Here is a 16,767-nt window from a genome sequence, read left to right as displayed (position 1 = left end):
ATTATAGAGAGTTAGCTTTTTTAGCAAGACGTGATTTTTTACGAGCAGCAGCATTTTTATGGATAAGTCCTTTTGCAGCAGCCTTGTCTAGTTTGCTAGCAGCAGTTGAGAATGCTTCTTTAGCTGCAGGAGCGTCGTTAAGAGTAACAGCAGCTTCTGCTTTCTTAACAGCAGTACGCATTGCAGATTTAGCAGTTGTATTTTGAGCATTACGAGCTTCGCTTGTTTTTACACGCTTAATAGCAGATTTAATGTTAGGCATTACTTTCACCTCCTACAAAGAATCGAGACTATATGAACTCGACTTTACCTTCATTCACAATTATTCAGAACAAGTGATATTTTATCAAACCAAACCCTATATTGCAATACTTGATTTAATTACATCTAAGAAAAACCTGAATGTTTTAACCGAATAAGGGCAAAAATAGGAAATAGTTTCTAGTTTATAAAGCGGAAGCGACTCGCCCAGGGGCGACAGGCATAAGACGAGCCGGCGAGAAGGTTGTACTTTAACCTTCTTACTGGATTGTATGAAATGTGGAGGCGATTGCCCTGGGACGTGAGTCTAGACGACCCCTGCAAGAGGCGCTTTTTGCCTTCTTCAGGGGGTGGCTTATGACTCGAGTCCCAAGGAGCCACAACTAGACAAGCTTATGACCCCGAGCCCCTAGTCGCTGGAGCTAGATTGAGAAATTAATGATGGGAGCGATACAGAATGCAGGTAGAGAAGAACACGGACATTGATTTAAGCCAGTACTCGATTCGAACGGATTTAGCGATTGAAGCAAGAGAAATGGTCATTGCTGATAGGGAAGGATCAGTTCAACAGGGTGAGAACATTTCCCAAATTGAAGGAGTCATTATTAAAGAAAAGGATATAGATGATATAAAAATATCTTTGGTAGAGGTCACGGAAGCAGGTGGAAAACAACTGGGTAAAAAGCCGGGCCGCTATTTAACGGTTGAAGTACAAGGGATAAGACAGCAGGATACTCCTTTACAACAAAAGGTTGAGGAAATTTTTGCAAAAGAATTTTCTCACTTCCTAGAAGGAACTGGTATCAAAAAGGATGCCTCCTGTCTCGTGGTGGGTCTGGGAAATTGGAATGTTACTCCTGATGCCCTTGGTCCGATGGTCTGTGAAAACCTATTGATCACCAGGCACTTGTTCGAATTGCAGCCTGAACATGTAGAGGAAGGGTACCGTCCTGTTAGTTCGTTAGTTCCAGGAGTTATGGGGTTAACTGGAATTGAAACGAGCGATATCATCTTCGGTGTAGTTGAGAAAACCAAGCCTGATTTTGTCATCGCGATTGATGCATTAGCAGCGAGGTCCATTGAAAGGGTAAATTCTACCATTCAGATTTCTGATACAGGTATTCACCCAGGATCGGGTGTTGGAAATAAAAGAAAAGAATTAAGTAAGGAAACATTAGGAGTTCCAGTAATTGCTATTGGTGTTCCGACCGTTGTCGATGCGGTTTCCATTACAAGTGACACGATAGATTTTATCCTTAAGCACTTTGGAAAGGAACTTAAAGAAGGGAATCGACCTTCACGAGCACTGGCACCAGCGGGTATGACTTTTGGAAAACGAAAAAAGCTTACTGAAGAGGACCTTCCTGAAGAAAAGCACCGTCAGACCTTCCTTGGAATGATCGGTACATTGGAGGAAGAGGAAAAGCGTAAGTTGATTTATGAAGTACTCTCCCCTTTGGGACACAATTTGATGGTCACTCCAAAGGAAGTAGATGTATTTATTGAAGATATGGCCAATCTGATTGCCAGCGGGTTAAATGCCTCGCTCCACAGTAATATTGACCAAGGAAATGCCGGGTACTATACAAGATAATATTTAAGTGACCACCTCACAATTGCGAATTGTGGTTCTAGTAATTCTAGTAATGTCATAATTATTTACTAGAATCAAATTGAGAGGTGGAACCATGAAATCTACTAGGAATTCCGGATTATTTTTAACAGTGCAAGGGACGAATCTAATAAAAGTAACCTCTTTTATCTTATTGTTTATGCTACTGGTATTTTCAATTAGCGGGCTATTAACATCGTTAAAGCCCCAGTTTAGGCCTATGTCTAATTCTGTTAATACGGCGACTAATGAAGTAAATGGGAAAATGCTCTATCAGCTCATGGCTTGGGAGAATCATCATTTCTTATCCATTGAGGATGACTTAACAGCAAGTCCTAAGTTAACTAATTTAATCTTTAAGCTTTCGAGCAATATTAATTTAAATGATCCAAGGAGCCTTTTAGGCAGAGAACTTCCTGGTTTTGAACAGTTTGATGGAAAAATACTAGTTGCTGGTGAAGGTTCCAATTATACAAATATGCCGTTTGAATCCTCCCCCCCTTTAGAAATAATGAAAGCAGAAAGAGAAGCGTCACTGCAGAATATTGAAGGTATAGATAAAGGGAACGAGGATAATATTCCATCAAACCCTTCACTTACAACAGGTGATAAAAAGGTGGTACATCTTTACTTTACTCATAATCGTGAGTCATATCTTCCTTATTTACAAGGGGTGACCGACCCTAATCTTGCCTATCATTCACAATTGAATGTCACTAAAATTGGAGATCAGTTGAAAGCGGGATTAGAGGCTAGGGGCATTGGAACCTCCATTGATAAATCTGATATTATGGGAACTGTGAAAATGGCTAATACTTACCAGAAATCTGGTGAGTTAGTCCAAACAGCGATGGCTTCAAACCGTGAATTACAATATTTTATTGATATCCATAGGGACGCTCGACGTAAAGATAAAACAACAGTAATGATTAATGGACAGGCCTATGCACAGTTGGCTTTTGTTATTGGCGGGAAAAACCCAAATCATGAAAAAAATGAAAAGTTAGCACGTGATTTGCATAATCTGCTTGAAAAGAAATATAAGGGATTAAGCTGGGGAATTCACATGAACCAGGGTGCTGGACAAAACGGTGTCTATAATCAAAATTTGTCTGAGAATGTAATATTAGTGGAATTTGGCGGTGTAGATAATACATTTGAAGAGTTAAACCGTTCCGCAGATGCACTGGCAGATGTATTTAGTGAATACTTCTGGCAAGCAGAGAAAGTTAATTCCGATGGTGAGCAATCCACGGATAAACAATAGAAGTAAAGGAGCATGTCCTATGAAAATGTTCATGCTGAAATTTTTTTGTATTGTATCACTCATGTTTATTTCGGTGTTAGCCGGTATGCAATTAGCGAATGACGGTATTCATAAAATGAAGGGTTATGATGACCCAAACTTTCAAAATGCTGTGGCCTTAAATGACAATGGTGACCATGTTAAGGCAACATTCTTGGGAAATGACATCTCAAGTCATGACATCGATGAAAAGAAAAGGAAGCTTGAGGAGATAAGTGCCTTTAATCTTTTTTCTTCGATGGGAAAAAAGGTTTCAGAAGGTGTTTCTTCAGCCTCGGAAAAACTTATTAATCTTATTACCGAATAAATATTACCAGCGGTTCCTAAAAGGGATACCGCTATTTTTATGGAAAAATCACCCTCTTTTAGTTTTCATTGAATCTTATTTCCCGTACTGATATAATCAAAAATAGTGTACTTGTGCGAGTTATAGTAGGAGTGAAATAGATGAACAGAGAAGATAAACTAAAAAGACAATCAAAGATAAGAAATTTCTCGATTATTGCCCATATTGACCATGGGAAATCAACATTAGCTGACCGTATATTAGAAAAAACGAATGCATTAACTTCTCGTGAAATGAAGGATCAGCTTTTAGATTCGATGGATTTAGAAAGAGAACGCGGGATAACCATAAAGTTAAATGCTGTTCAATTAAAATACAAAGCAAAAGACGGTGAAGAGTATACCTTCCATCTCATCGATACACCAGGACACGTCGATTTTACCTATGAGGTTTCACGTTCCCTTGCTGCTTGTGAAGGTGCTGTTTTAGTTGTTGACGCAGCACAAGGTATTGAAGCGCAAACCTTAGCGAACGTTTATCTTGCACTAGACAATAACCTCGAAATTTTACCTGTTATCAATAAAATTGACTTACCTAGTGCTGAACCTGAAAGAGTACGTAACGAAATTGAAGAAGTTATTGGACTTGATGCCTCTGAAGCAGTATTAGCCTCGGCTAAAGCAGGTATTGGGATTGAAGATATCCTCGAACAGGTAGTGAAAAGTGTCCCTGCTCCAACTGGTGATCCTGATGCTCCATTAAAAGCATTGATTTTTGACTCCCTTTACGATGCCTATCGTGGTGTTGTGGCTTACATTCGAGTGGTCGAGGGCAGTGTAAAAGTAGGCGACAAAATAAAAATGATGGCAACAGGTGCTGAATTTGAAGTAAATGAAGTTGGGGTCTTTACTCCTAAATCTACACTTCTAAACGAGTTAACTGTTGGTGATGTTGGGTTCCTTTCAGCGTCAATTAAAAATGTTGGCGATACTCGTGTCGGTGATACGATTACGAATGCTAAAAACGGTGCATCCGAACCGCTCCCAGGTTACCGTAAATTAAACCCAATGGTGTATTGTGGCTTGTACCCAATCGATACAGCAAAATTTAATGATTTACGTGAAGCGCTGGAGAAACTGCAGTTAAATGATTCTGCGCTCCAATTTGAGCCTGAAACATCTCAAGCCTTAGGTTTTGGTTTCCGCTGTGGATTCTTAGGTCTTCTTCATATGGAGATTATTCAAGAGCGTATTGAGCGTGAATTTAAGATTGATTTGATTACGACGGCTCCGAGTGTTATCTATGATGTACACATGACAAATGGCACTCAAATAAAAGTGGATAACCCTTCAAATCTTCCGGATCCACAGAAAATTGACCATGTTGAAGAGCCGTACGTAAAAGCAACGATGATGGCTCCAAATGAATATGTCGGTGCGATTATGGAGCTGTGCCAGCAAAAGCGTGGTATGTTTATTAATATGGAATACCAAGGTGAAAACCGTGTAAGCATCATCTATGAAATTCCGTTAGCAGAAATTGTTTATGATTTCTTTGATCAACTTAAATCTAGCACCCGAGGCTATGCATCATTTGATTATGAGTTAATTGGATACAAACCGTCTAGCTTGGTTAAGATGGATATATTGTTAAACGCTGAAAAGGTGGATGCTTTAAGCTTTATCGTTCATAAAGATTTTGCCTATGAACGTGGCAAAGTCATTGTTGAGAAGCTAAAGGAATTAATCCCAAGGCAGCAATTCGAAGTTCCTGTCCAAGCCGCAATTGGTCAAAAAATTGTTGCTCGTTCAACCATTAAATCCATGGGTAAAAACGTATTGGCTAAATGTTATGGGGGAGATATCTCCCGTAAACGAAAGTTGCTTGAGAAACAAAAAGAAGGTAAAAAACGGATGAAACAGGTTGGTTCTGTTGAGGTCCCACAAGAAGCATTCATGGCCGTATTAAAAATGGACGACAACAATACAAAAAAATAAAAAACGAAACGGGAGGTTAGGATGAGTCTATTAAAAGGCAAAATCCAGCCTCTTTTCATTTCTAAATAAGAAGGTGAAAGTATGATTAACGCTGCCTATCTCCATATCCCCTTTTGTGAACATATTTGCCATTATTGCGATTTTAATAAATTTTTTCTAAAAGGGCAGCCGGTAGATGAATATTTACAGGCACTTGAGCAGGAAATGATTCTCACGTTACAAAAATATCCTACTAATGGACTGGAAACCATCTTTGTAGGCGGAGGAACTCCCACTTCTTTAAATGAAAAACAGCTAGACCGGTTTTGCGAAAGTATAACCAGAAACTTACCGATGGGCAACAAGGTTGAATTTACTTTCGAAGCAAATCCAGGTGATTTAACAAAAGGAAAGTTACAAATATTAAAAGATGCAGGTGTAAACCGACTCAGTCTCGGAGTTCAAACCTTTAATGATGAACTATTAAAGAGTATTGGCCGTGTACATCGTGCTAAGGATGTTTACCAAACTGTAGACAATGCCAAGTCTATTGGTTTCGAAAACATCAGCATTGATTTAATTTTCAGTCTGCCGACCCAAACCATTACTGATTTTAAGGAGTCATTGACTCAAGCTTTTACACTAGACATTCAACATTATTCGGCATATTCATTAATTATTGAACCTAAGACCGTTTTTTACAATCTAATGCAAAAAGGGAAACTTCCCACGCTAGGAGAAGATACAGAAGCAGCGATGTATGAACTCGTAATGGAGGAAATGGAACAGCACGGTTACAAACAGTATGAAATAAGTAATTTTTCAAAGCCTGGCTATGAAAGCAAACATAACCTAACATACTGGAATAACGATTACTATTATGGGTTTGGTGCAGGAGCTCACAGCTATGTGAATGGCTGGAGACGCTCCAATGCAGGACCATTGAAAAAATATATGGAACAACTTGCTGACGGAAATCTCCCAATCTTTGAAGAACATCAAACTTCAAAAGCAGAACAAATAGAAGAAGAAATGTTTTTAGGCCTGCGAAAAACAGATGGAGTATCTATACCCCATTTCATCGCAAAGTTTAATATGGGCCCACTGCAAATTTTTGAAAAAGAGATTTCAGACTTGATCGCTAAAAAATGGATAGAAGTGAAAGATGATAATATATTTTTAACAAAAACAGGGCGGCTGCTGGGTAATGAGGTTTTTCAATCATTTTTAGGAGTCACTAGCTAAAGCTTTTTACGGGTGACTTTGCAAATTCTTAGTATCAAATGATTGACACCATCCCCCTATTTTTGATAATTTATTAATAGAATTAGCACTCGACTTCGATGAGTGCTAACAGAGGTGATGAAAGGTGTTAACAGATCGTCAATTATTGATTCTTCAGGTTATTGTTGATGATTTTATTCGGTCTGCACAACCTGTCGGCTCAAGGAGTTTGTCGAAAAAAGAAGAAATTTCATTTAGTTCAGCAACAATTCGGAATGAAATGGCTGACCTTGAAGAGTTAGGCTATATAGAAAAAACGCATACTTCTTCTGGTCGTGTTCCTTCTGAAAAAGGCTATCGGTATTATGTAGACCATTTGCTGTCGCCACAAGCATTAAACAAGCAGGATATTTCGATTATTCAATCGATTTTTGCGGAAAGGATTTTTGAGTTTGAGAAAATCATTCAAAAATCAGCAAAAATCCTATCTGAGTTAACCAATTATACTTCTATCGTTTTAGGTCCTGCGGCCAGCTTTAATAAACTTAAACGGATACAGATCATTCCTTTAAACAAAGAGAGTGCAGTAGCGATTTTTGTAACCGATTCGGGCCATGTTGAAAACCGAACATTTTATTTGCCTCCATCCGTGGATGCGAGTGATTTGGAAAAGACAGTCAATATTCTAAATGAGCGTTTGACTGGGGTAGCACTTGAAGATTTAAATGATAAAATCTATAAGGAAGTAGCAATGTTATTAAGGCAGCATATTCGTAATTACGATTTAATGATGCATACTATTGCTGATTCACTAAAAATGCCTGTTAATGAAAAGCTCTTCTTTGGCGGAAAAACAAATATGTTAAGTCAGCCAGAGTTTCATGATATCAGTAAAATTCGTGATTTATTACAAATGATTGATCACGAAGAGTGGATTTATCCTTTAATTAAAAATGACTCTGCTGGTATTAATGTAAAAATCGGCAGAGAAAACAACAACAGTGCAATGGAAAATTGCAGCCTTATTACTGCAACCTATTCCGTTGGAGCTGAAAGTTTAGGTACCATTGCAATCCTTGGACCCACTAGAATGGAGTACTCACGTGTAATAAGCTTGCTGCAGTTTTTAAGTAACGATTTAACTTCAGTGTTAACGAAACTGTATCAAAAATATTAGCAGTGGAAATATTGAGTAAGGGTGAAATACTGCGTTTTTCAATTAAGTGAAAAGCTCTTTTTTCACCCCCGCCTTATCATGAAATTAACAACTACCATAAATGTTTAACAATCCTTTAAGGAGGTGAGTAAGTTGACAGAAGAAAAGAACAACACGCTTAATGAGGAAGTTGAATCTGAAACAGTTGAACTTACCAATGAAGAAGTTGAAACAGTTTTTGCTGAAGCAGAGGATTCCAAAGATGATTCAACAAATATAGACTATGCTGCTGAAATTCAAAACCTCACAAGTAAATTAGAAGAAGCTGATAATCGTTACCTGCGTCTTCAAGCAGATTTTGATAACTTTCGCCGTCGCACTCGATTAGATATTGAAGCGGGTGAAAAATATAAAGCACAAAAGTTAGTGACTGAATTGCTTCCGACTTTGGACAATTTCGAAAGAGCACTTCAAATAGAAGCTGATAATGATCAAACACGCTCCTTGCTACAAGGAATGGAAATGGTTTATCGTAGTTTAGTCGACGCCTTGAAAAAAGAAGGTGTTGAACCAATTGAAGCAGTTGGAAAAGAGTTTGATCCAAATTTCCACCAAGCAGTAATGCAAGGAGAAGATGAGAATTTTGGCTCTAATATCGTAAGCGCTGAATTCCAAAAAGGGTACATGTTAAAGGATCGAGTAATCCGCCCATCAATGGTTAAGGTAAATCAATAAACCTACATATTATTACCTAGGAGGAAAAGGGAAATGAGTAAAATTATCGGTATTGACCTTGGTACTACAAACTCATGTGTTGCAGTTCTTGAAGGCGGCGAACCAAAGGTTATTCCAAATCCAGAAGGAAACCGCACAACTCCATCTGTTGTCGCTTTTAAAAACGGCGAACGTCAAGTTGGGGAAGTTGCAAAGCGTCAAGCCATTACAAACATTAACACGTTAATGTCTATTAAACGACACATGGGTACTGACTATAAAGTTGAAGTAGAAGGAAAGAACTATACTCCACAAGAGGTATCTGCCATTATCCTTCAATATTTAAAATCTTATGCTGAAGATTATCTAGGAGAACCAGTTACTAAAGCTGTTATCACTGTACCAGCTTACTTTAATGACGCCGAGCGCCAAGCTACAAAAGATGCAGGTAGAATTGCTGGCTTAGAAGTTGAGCGTATTATCAATGAGCCAACTGCAGCAGCACTTGCTTATGGTTTAGATAAAACCGATCAAGACCAAACCATTCTTGTCTACGATCTTGGCGGCGGTACATTTGACGTTTCTATCCTTGAATTAGGAGATGGCGTATTTGAAGTTAAAGCCACTGCTGGTGATAACCGTCTTGGCGGAGATGACTTTGACCAAGTTATCATCGACTACTTAGTAGAGCAATTCAAAAAAGAAAATGGTATTGACCTTTCTCAAGACAAAATGGCATTACAGCGTTTAAAGGATGCTGCTGAAAAGGCGAAAAAGGATTTATCTGGAGTAGCTTCAACACAAATTTCTTTACCGTTTATCACTGCAGGTCCTGCTGGTCCACTTCACCTTGAAGTAACAATGACACGTGCTAAATTTGATGAATTATCTGCTCATCTTGTAGAACGTACAATGGGGCCAACTCGTCAAGCATTAAGCGATGCGGGACTATCTGCTTCACAGCTTGATAAGGTAATTTTAGTTGGTGGTTCAACACGTATTCCTGCTGTTCAAGAGGCGATTAAGAAAGCAACAGGCAAAGAGCCGCACCGCGGAGTAAACCCAGACGAAGTAGTAGCAATGGGTGCTGCTATTCAGGGTGGTGTAATCACTGGTGATGTTAAGGATGTAGTTTTACTTGACGTAACACCACTTTCACTTGGTATTGAAACAATGGGCGGTGTATTTACGAAGTTAATCGACCGAAATACAACAATTCCAACATCAAAATCACAAGTATTCTCAACTGCTGCAGATAACCAAACGGCTGTTGATATCCATGTTCTTCAAGGGGAACGTCCAATGGCAAATCTAAATAAAACATTGGGCCGCTTCCAATTATCTGATATTCCACCAGCACCACGTGGAATCCCACAAATTGAGGTAACATTTGATATCGATAAAAACGGTATCGTGAATGTACGTGCTAAAGATCTTGGTACGAATAAAGAACAGCAAATTACAATTAAATCTTCAACAGGTCTTTCCGATGAAGAAATTCAAAAAATGGTCAGAGAAGCTGAGGAAAACGCTGAAGCTGACAAACAGCGTAAAGAAGAAGTGGAACTTCGTAATGAAGCCGATCAGTTAGTTTTCACAACCGAAAAGACATTAAAAGATCTTGAAGGAAAAGTGGATGCTGCTGAGGTTGCAAATGCAAATGAAGCGAAGGATGCTTTAAAAGCTGCAATTGAGAGCAATGACTTAGCTGAAATTCGTGCTAAAAAAGACGCATTACAAGAAATCGTTCAAGCTTTAACTGTTAAGCTTTATGAACAAGCTGCTCAGGCAGCTCAAGGAGCACAAGGTGCAGAAGGCGGAGCGACAGGCCCTAAAGATGACAATGTAGTCGACGCTGAATTTGAAGAAATCAAGGAAGAAAAATAAATTTTCGATTAGCGAACCTATGGAAAAGTCAAAGTCAGCATCGGCTTTGACTTTTTCTTTGTAATTTGTGTTTTTATTGTGTTAGAATAATCTTTATGTGACAGATTCGGGAGTGGTAATCATGAGTAAACGAGATTACTATGAAGTGCTTGGAGTTAGTAAGAGCGCTTCTAAGGATGAGATAAAAAAAGCATATCGAAAGCTCTCTAAACAATATCATCCAGATATTAACAAAGAGGCTGATGCTGCAGATAAATTTAAAGAAATCGCTGAAGCTTATGAGGTTTTAAGCGATGATCAAAAAAAGGCACATTATGATCAATTTGGTCATACTGATCCAAACCAAGGCTTCGGTGGCGGCGCTGACTTTGGCGGTGGTTTCGGTGGTTTTGAAGATATTTTTAATACCTTTTTTGGCGGGGGTGGTTCGCGCCGACGTGATCCAAATGCCCCAAGACAAGGTGCAGACCTTCAATATACAATGACCATTTCTTTTGAAGAAGCAGCTTTCGGAAAAGAAACAGATATTGAAATCCCACGCGAAGAAACATGTGGTACATGTAACGGTTCTGGTGCTAAAAAGGGAACAAACCCAGAAACCTGTCAACACTGTCATGGAACAGGACAGTTAAATGTTGAGCAAAATACACCATTTGGCAGAGTGGTTAATCGCCGTACTTGTCATCATTGTAACGGCACAGGTAAAGAGATTAAACATAAATGTTCAACCTGTGGCGGATCTGGTAAAGTGAAAAAGCGGAAAAAGATTCATGTCAAAATCCCTGCAGGTATTGATGATGGTCAGCAGTTAAGGATTTCCGGTCAGGGTGAAGGCGGAATTAACGGAGGACCTTCTGGAGATTTATATATTGTTTTCCACGTTAGAGAACATGAGTTTTTTGAAAGAGATGGCGATGATGTTTATTGCGAAATGCCTATCACCTTTGTCCAAGCATCGCTTGGAGATGAGATCGAAGTCCCAACCCTGCATGGCAAAGTAAAAGTAAAGGTCCCATCTGGTACGCAGACAGGAACAAAATTCCGACTTAAAGGTAAAGGAATTCCGAATGTACGTGGATATGGAACCGGGGATCAGCACATAATTGTCCGAATTATTACTCCAACTAAGTTAACCGATAAACAAAAGCAACTTCTTCGTGAATTTGCTGAACTTAGTGGAAATTCACCAATTGGTGAACATGAAGAAGGTTTCTTCTCAAAAGTAAAACGAGCCTTTAAAGGCGAGTAAGGATTGGAGTTGGTAGAATGAAGTGGTCTGAACTTAGTATTCACACTACAAACGAAGCGATTGAACCAATATCGCATATTTTACATGAGGCCGGTGCTAGCGGTGTAGTTATTGAAGATCCTTTTGAACTAACAAAGGAGAGGCAAGATCAGTTCGGGGAAATCTACCAACTCAATCCTGATGATTACCCTGAAGAAGGAGTCATCGTTAAAGCCTATCTGCCTGTTAATAGCTTCTTAGGTGAAACGGTAGACGCAATAAAAGAATCAATCAATAACCTTATTATTCACAATATTGATATTGGAATAAATAAAGTTACTATTAGTGAAGTGAACGAGGAAGAATGGGCAACGGCATGGAAGAAATATTATCACCCTGTTAAAATTTCAGAGAAGTTTACGATTGTTCCTACATGGGAGATCTACACACCAGTCAGCAGTGATGAATTAATCATTGAATTGGATCCTGGGATGGCATTCGGAACAGGAACACATCCAACAACGGTTATGTGTATTCAAGCTTTAGAAAGAACAGTCCGGCCTGGTGACAGGGTAATTGATGTTGGAACTGGATCAGGTGTTCTAAGTATCGCTGCAGCTATGCTCGGTGCAGAAGATGTTCGTGCCTATGATTTAGATGAAGTTGCGGTAACATCAGCGCGACTAAACATAAAGCTTAATAAAGTGAGTGAAAAAGTAGCCACTTCGCAAAATAACCTTTTAGATGGCGTCGAAGAAAATTCAGCTGATGTGGTTGTGGCCAATATTTTAGCTGAAGTTATTTTACGTTTTACGGATGATGTAGCGCATGTTGTGAAACCTGGAGGAACTTTTATTGCCTCAGGAATTATTCAGCAGAAGAAAGATCAAGTAAAAGAAGGACTCATTCAGTCTGGATTTGAAATTACCGAAACCATCTTAATGGAAGATTGGGTTGCGATTATTGCTAAAAGGGTATAATGCTGTTGAAAGGGGATAAAACCCCTTTTTTCTATTTCTCTGCTTTAAATGTTACATTCATTGCAGTAAAATAAAGAGTAAAATGTTTTAGAGGGGTGCATCGTGTGCAACGGTACTTTGTTAAACAACGAGCAATTGATAATCGTTTTATGATTGATGGTGATGACCGTCATCACATTATTAAGGTAATGCGCATGGAAATAGGGGACAAAATCATCTGTGTTGATCCTGAAGGCCAAGCAGCAGTTTGCGAAATTGCAAAAATTACCGATGAACAAGTCGTTGCAGACGTTGTACAATGGAAAGATGAGAAGTCGGAGCTTCCTATTTTAATTTCGATTGCAAGCGGACTTCCAAAAGGGGACAAGCTTGAATGGATTATTCAAAAAGGTACTGAACTTGGTGCCCGCCAGTTTATTCCTTTTGCAGCTCGTCGTTCTGTCGTAAAATGGGATGATAAAAAGGCCGGTAAAAAAGTAGAGAGATGGCAAAAAATAGCCAAAGAAGCTGCGGAACAATCCCATCGTGGAATTGTACCTGAAATTATAAGTCCGATGGATTTTAAAGCGTTGATAGATAGAAGCAAAAATTTTCATTATAAATTAGTTGCTTTCGAGGAGGAAAGCAGGAGCGGTGAAACTTCTGTTTTTTCAGCAACATTACAAAAAATGAAACCTGGGGAATCACTGCTTATAGTTTTTGGTCCTGAGGGTGGGCTTGCAGACGAAGAGGTCCACGTACTACAGGAAAATGATTTTGCCCTGTGCGGCTTAGGTCCGCGTATTTTAAGAACGGAAACTGCGCCCTTATATGCTCTAGCGGCGATTTCCTACCATTTTGAATTAATGAGGAGATGAATAAAATGCCAACAGTCGCTTTTCATACACTAGGATGTAAGGTGAATCATTATGAGACTGAAGCAATCTGGCAATTGTTCAAGCAAGAAGGCTATGATCGAGTTGATTTCGAATCAATTTCCGATGTCTATATTATTAATACTTGTACGGTAACAAATACTGGCGATAAAAAAAGCCGGCAAGTGATTCGTCGGGCTGTCCGGAAAAATCCTGATGCCGTAATTTGTGTTACAGGCTGTTATGCTCAAACCTCACCAGCTGAGATTATGGCGATACCGGGTGTTGATATTGTAGTTGGAACCCAGGATCGTGTCAAAATGCTTGATTACATTGAACAGTATAAAACAGAACGTCAGCCAATAAATGGCGTAGGCAATATTATGAAAAATCGTGTTTACGAAGAGCTAGATGTTCCTGCGTTTACAGATCGGACACGTGCTTCATTGAAAATCCAAGAGGGTTGTAACAACTTCTGTACTTTCTGTATTATCCCTTGGGCACGTGGGTTAATGAGATCACGTGATCCTAAGGAAGTTATCCGCCAAGCACAGCAGCTTGTGGATGCAGGTTATAAAGAAATCGTTTTAACCGGGATTCACACAGGCGGCTATGGTGAAGATATGAAGAATTACAATTTAGCTTTGCTGCTCCGTGATTTAGAAGCGCAAGTTAAAGGTCTTGCAAGACTTCGAATTTCTTCTATTGAAGCAAGCCAAATTACCGATGAGGTAATTGAAGTGATTAAACACTCTAATATTATTGTTCGCCATTTGCATATCCCATTACAGTCTGGTTCTAACACCGTACTAAAAAGAATGCGTCGTAAGTATACAATGGAATTCTTTGGTGAAAGGTTAGACCGTCTAAAAGAAGTGCTTCCAGGACTTGCGGTTACATCAGATGTTATTGTCGGTTTTCCAGGTGAAACGGAAGAAGAATTTATGGAGACTTATAATTTTATCAAAGATCATAAATTCTCAGAACTGCATGTTTTCCCTTATTCTAAGCGTACAGGAACACCTGCTGCCCGTATGGAAGATCAGGTCGATGAAGAAATTAAAAATGAGCGTGTGCATCGCTTAATAACTCTATCTGATCAGTTAGCAAAGGAATATGCTTCTCAATTTGAAGATGACGTATTAGAAGTAATCCCAGAAGAAGAATTCAGAGACGGTATGTATGTAGGATATACAGATAATTATTTAAAAGTTTTGTTCCCTGCAACGGAAGAAATGATTGGTAAACTTGTTAAAGTGAAAATTACAAAAGCTGGTTATCCATACAACGATGGACAGTTTGTCCGAATTGTTGAAGAAGATATAAAAGCAGAAATATTTACAAAAGAAGAAGCTGCAATTTAGGGACCTAGTTTGGTCCTTTTTTTATTTGGATTTGGGTACTCTAATGTTAGTATCAAATTTCTTTTTACTTTAGGAGAAAAGGGGCAAGTAAAATGGCTACTACCAACGTTGCTTCAATGATAGACCATACATTGTTAAAAGCGGACGCAACCCGCCAGCAAATAAAAATCTTATGCCAAGAAGCGATAGAACATAAGTTTTTTTCAGTTTGTGTAAATCCAACGTGGGTAAGCACAGCTAGAGATTTACTTAGCGGCAGCGGCGTTAAGGTTTGTACGGTTATTGGATTTCCATTAGGCGCTACAACGCCGGAAACAAAGGCTTTTGAGACAAATAATGCGATAGAAAATGGCGCAGATGAAGTAGATATGGTTATCAATATTGGTGCTTTGAAGGATAAAAATGATGAGTTAGTTGAGAAAGATATTCGTGCAGTTGTGGAAGCTGCAAAGGGAAGAGCGTTAACAAAGGTTATTATTGAAACAAGCTTGCTTACAAGGGAAGAAAAGATTCGCGCCTGTGAGCTAGCTGTAAAGGCTGGAACAGACTTTGTAAAAACATCAACAGGATTCTCAACTGGCGGTGCTACTGTTGAGGATATTAAGCTGATGAGGGAAACTGTTGGACCTGATATTGGAGTAAAAGCTTCTGGTGGAGTACGTAATACCGAAGATACAGAAAAAATGATTGAAGCAGGAGCAACGAGAATTGGTGCAAGTGCGGGAGTAGCAATTCTTAAAGGATTAACATCTACTTCTGACTACTAAAAAAGACGGCCAAGGCCGTCTTTTATTCATATATTTGTTTTTCCACCGTGTATCTTCAAAATCATTTCACCAAATTTAGTTGCAAATGGCAAAACCATAATCGATGAAACCACATTAAATATTACACTTATGTGTGCTAATTGAATCATCTTTTCATCCGCTAATATATGGGCATTTTCAGATATATAAGGAATAAAGGGAGTGAAAATTAGAACGCCGGCAACATTCAGCCAAACGTGTGCAAAGGCAGCTAATCTCGATTCTTTCCCGCCTCCAATGGAAGCAATTAATGCTGTAATACATGTCCCAATATTGGCACCAAATACGATCGCAATCCCAGCATCGAGATGGAGAAGACCTGCAGTTAAAAAACCCATGGTGATTCCTGTCATAGCAGTACTTGACTGAATAACGGCAGTAATAATCGCTCCAGTTAAAATACTTAGTAAGATATTATCGTTAATAGAGAGGATAAAATTATTGATAAATGGGAGTGCAGTCAATGGCTGAGCTAGAAGTTCAAAGCCTTTCATTGCTGTAAAGACTGAGGCGATTCCAAAGGTGACCATTCCGATGCTTCTAATTTTTATTGGTTTAAAAAAGGTTAGTAATGCTCCAATAATAGCGAGTGGTACTAAAACCTTATCAAGATTAAAGGTAATTAGCTCCGTTTTAAAGGTGGTTCCAATATTTGTGCCTAAAATAATCCCGATCGATTGAGGAAAAGTCATGATTTTTGCTGAAATCAACCCAATCGTGATGACCATTACGGCTGAACTACTCTGTAATAGTGCAGTAACAAAGGTGCCTGTCACCATACCTTTTAGTGGTGTACTAGTTAATTTGGTCAGCCATCCTTTTAATTTATTCCCCGACAAATTAAATAGTCCAAACCTTATTATCGTCATGCCAAAGATAAATAATAAGATGAATAATATAAATAATAATATGTAAAGCATGTCTTCACCCCTCCCTTAATTGTATGCCTGAGGGAGTAGGACATGCCAGATTTATAGTGGGTTGTTCAAAAAATTGAGGATCTATGAATAAAAATATCAAAAGGTTGTTTCAACTCTATAAATACAGTTGACCTTGTTTCTATGATATATTATAATTGCAAGGTACATGGATTGAATGTAAGTGTGTTGTGTT

General features: G+C 38.8%; 15 protein-coding genes. 13 read left to right on the top strand and 2 right to left on the bottom strand.

From position 1 onward, the window contains the following. Position 1: 1 nt before the first annotated feature. Positions 2–262: a 30S ribosomal protein S20 gene (gene rpsT / locus F4694_RS08860; protein ID WP_179596913.1), complete on the bottom strand. Its 261-nt coding sequence runs from the start codon at positions 260–262 to the stop codon at positions 2–4. Between the two features lie 456 nt (positions 263–718). Here rpsT and gpr point away from each other — a divergent pair, with 456 nt between their 5' ends. The 13 genes from gpr (at position 719) to deoC (ending at position 15,615) form a co-directional block, all read left to right on the top strand. Beyond that, entirely contained in the window at positions 719–1,855 is a 1,137-nt protein-coding gene (gene gpr / locus F4694_RS08855) for a GPR endopeptidase (protein WP_179596911.1), read from the top strand. 94 nt (positions 1,856–1,949) lie between these two features. Next, on the top strand, positions 1,950–3,140 hold the full coding sequence (gene spoIIP / locus F4694_RS08850; RefSeq protein ID WP_179596909.1) for a stage II sporulation protein P: 1,191 nt from the start codon (positions 1,950–1,952) through the stop codon (positions 3,138–3,140). Positions 3,141–3,171: 31 nt separating this feature from the next. Then, complete coding sequence (locus F4694_RS08845; protein WP_257029178.1) at positions 3,172–3,486, top strand: YqxA family protein; 315 nt, start codon at positions 3,172–3,174, stop codon at positions 3,484–3,486. A 140-nt stretch (positions 3,487–3,626) separates the two neighbouring features. Continuing rightward, entirely contained in the window at positions 3,627–5,462 is a 1,836-nt protein-coding gene (gene lepA / locus F4694_RS08840) for a translation elongation factor 4 (RefSeq protein ID WP_179596905.1), read from the top strand. Positions 5,463–5,543: 81 nt separating this feature from the next. Then, entirely contained in the window at positions 5,544–6,686 is a 1,143-nt protein-coding gene (gene hemW / locus F4694_RS08835) for a radical SAM family heme chaperone HemW (RefSeq protein ID WP_179596903.1), read from the top strand. A gap of 124 nt (positions 6,687–6,810) precedes the next feature. After that, entirely contained in the window at positions 6,811–7,842 is a 1,032-nt protein-coding gene (hrcA, locus tag F4694_RS08830; RefSeq protein WP_179596901.1) for a heat-inducible transcriptional repressor HrcA, read from the top strand. A gap of 132 nt (positions 7,843–7,974) precedes the next feature. Next, positions 7,975–8,556, top strand: a complete 582-nt coding sequence (grpE, locus tag F4694_RS08825; RefSeq protein WP_179596899.1) for a nucleotide exchange factor GrpE — start codon at positions 7,975–7,977, stop codon at positions 8,554–8,556. Positions 8,557–8,589: 33 nt separating this feature from the next. Further along, a complete protein-coding gene (dnaK, locus tag F4694_RS08820) occupies positions 8,590–10,422 on the top strand; it encodes a molecular chaperone DnaK (RefSeq protein WP_179596897.1) in 1,833 nt (610 codons plus the stop codon). Between the two features lie 121 nt (positions 10,423–10,543). After that, positions 10,544–11,671, top strand: a complete 1,128-nt coding sequence (dnaJ, locus tag F4694_RS08815) for a molecular chaperone DnaJ (RefSeq protein ID WP_179596895.1) — start codon at positions 10,544–10,546, stop codon at positions 11,669–11,671. Between the two features lie 17 nt (positions 11,672–11,688). Beyond that, positions 11,689–12,630 (top strand): 50S ribosomal protein L11 methyltransferase, encoded by a 942-nt coding sequence (gene prmA, locus F4694_RS08810; RefSeq protein ID WP_179596893.1) that lies wholly within the window; start codon positions 11,689–11,691, stop codon positions 12,628–12,630. A gap of 104 nt (positions 12,631–12,734) precedes the next feature. After that, on the top strand, positions 12,735–13,487 hold the full coding sequence (locus tag F4694_RS08805; RefSeq protein WP_179596891.1) for a 16S rRNA (uracil(1498)-N(3))-methyltransferase: 753 nt from the start codon (positions 12,735–12,737) through the stop codon (positions 13,485–13,487). Positions 13,488–13,492: 5 nt separating this feature from the next. Next, positions 13,493–14,848, top strand: a complete 1,356-nt coding sequence (gene mtaB, locus F4694_RS08800; RefSeq protein WP_179596889.1) for a tRNA (N(6)-L-threonylcarbamoyladenosine(37)-C(2))-methylthiotransferase MtaB — start codon at positions 13,493–13,495, stop codon at positions 14,846–14,848. A gap of 92 nt (positions 14,849–14,940) precedes the next feature. Then, complete coding sequence (deoC, locus tag F4694_RS08795) at positions 14,941–15,615, top strand: deoxyribose-phosphate aldolase (RefSeq protein WP_179596887.1); 675 nt, start codon at positions 14,941–14,943, stop codon at positions 15,613–15,615. Between the two features lie 26 nt (positions 15,616–15,641). Here the strand turns inward: deoC and F4694_RS08790 are convergent, their stop codons facing one another. Further along, positions 15,642–16,574, bottom strand: coding sequence for a Na/Pi symporter (locus tag F4694_RS08790; RefSeq protein ID WP_179596885.1), 933 nt, complete (start codon positions 16,572–16,574; stop codon positions 15,642–15,644). Positions 16,575–16,767: the final 193 nt, after the last annotated feature.

Origin of the sequence: Neobacillus driksii, assembly GCF_013409995.1 — a bacterium.
In the GTDB taxonomy this organism is placed as follows: Bacteria; Bacillota; Bacilli; order Bacillales; family Cytobacillaceae; genus Neobacillus; species Neobacillus driksii.
This window is presented reverse-complemented; position numbering and strand designations above follow the sequence as displayed.

What these genes read in the sequence shown, in the direction of transcription:
- spoIIP (WP_179596909.1), top strand. Translation starts at nt 1,950, where the DNA reads ATGAAATCTACTAGGAATTCCGGATTATTTTTAACAGTGCAAGGGACG.
- dnaK (WP_179596897.1), top strand. Translation starts at nt 8,590, where the DNA reads ATGAGTAAAATTATCGGTATTGACCTTGGTACTACAAACTCATGTGTT.
- deoC (WP_179596887.1), top strand. Translation starts at nt 14,941, where the DNA reads ATGGCTACTACCAACGTTGCTTCAATGATAGACCATACATTGTTAAAA.
- gpr (WP_179596911.1), top strand. Translation starts at nt 719, where the DNA reads ATGCAGGTAGAGAAGAACACGGACATTGATTTAAGCCAGTACTCGATT.
- rpsT (WP_179596913.1), bottom strand. Translation starts at nt 262, where the DNA reads ATGCCTAACATTAAATCTGCTATTAAGCGTGTAAAAACAAGCGAAGCT.
- hemW (WP_179596903.1), top strand. Translation starts at nt 5,544, where the DNA reads ATGATTAACGCTGCCTATCTCCATATCCCCTTTTGTGAACATATTTGC.
- mtaB (WP_179596889.1), top strand. Translation starts at nt 13,493, where the DNA reads ATGCCAACAGTCGCTTTTCATACACTAGGATGTAAGGTGAATCATTAT.
- F4694_RS08845 (WP_257029178.1), top strand. Translation starts at nt 3,172, where the DNA reads ATGCTGAAATTTTTTTGTATTGTATCACTCATGTTTATTTCGGTGTTA.
- prmA (WP_179596893.1), top strand. Translation starts at nt 11,689, where the DNA reads ATGAAGTGGTCTGAACTTAGTATTCACACTACAAACGAAGCGATTGAA.
- dnaJ (WP_179596895.1), top strand. Translation starts at nt 10,544, where the DNA reads ATGAGTAAACGAGATTACTATGAAGTGCTTGGAGTTAGTAAGAGCGCT.
- F4694_RS08790 (WP_179596885.1), bottom strand. Translation starts at nt 16,574, where the DNA reads ATGCTTTACATATTATTATTTATATTATTCATCTTATTATTTATCTTT.
- lepA (WP_179596905.1), top strand. Translation starts at nt 3,627, where the DNA reads ATGAACAGAGAAGATAAACTAAAAAGACAATCAAAGATAAGAAATTTC.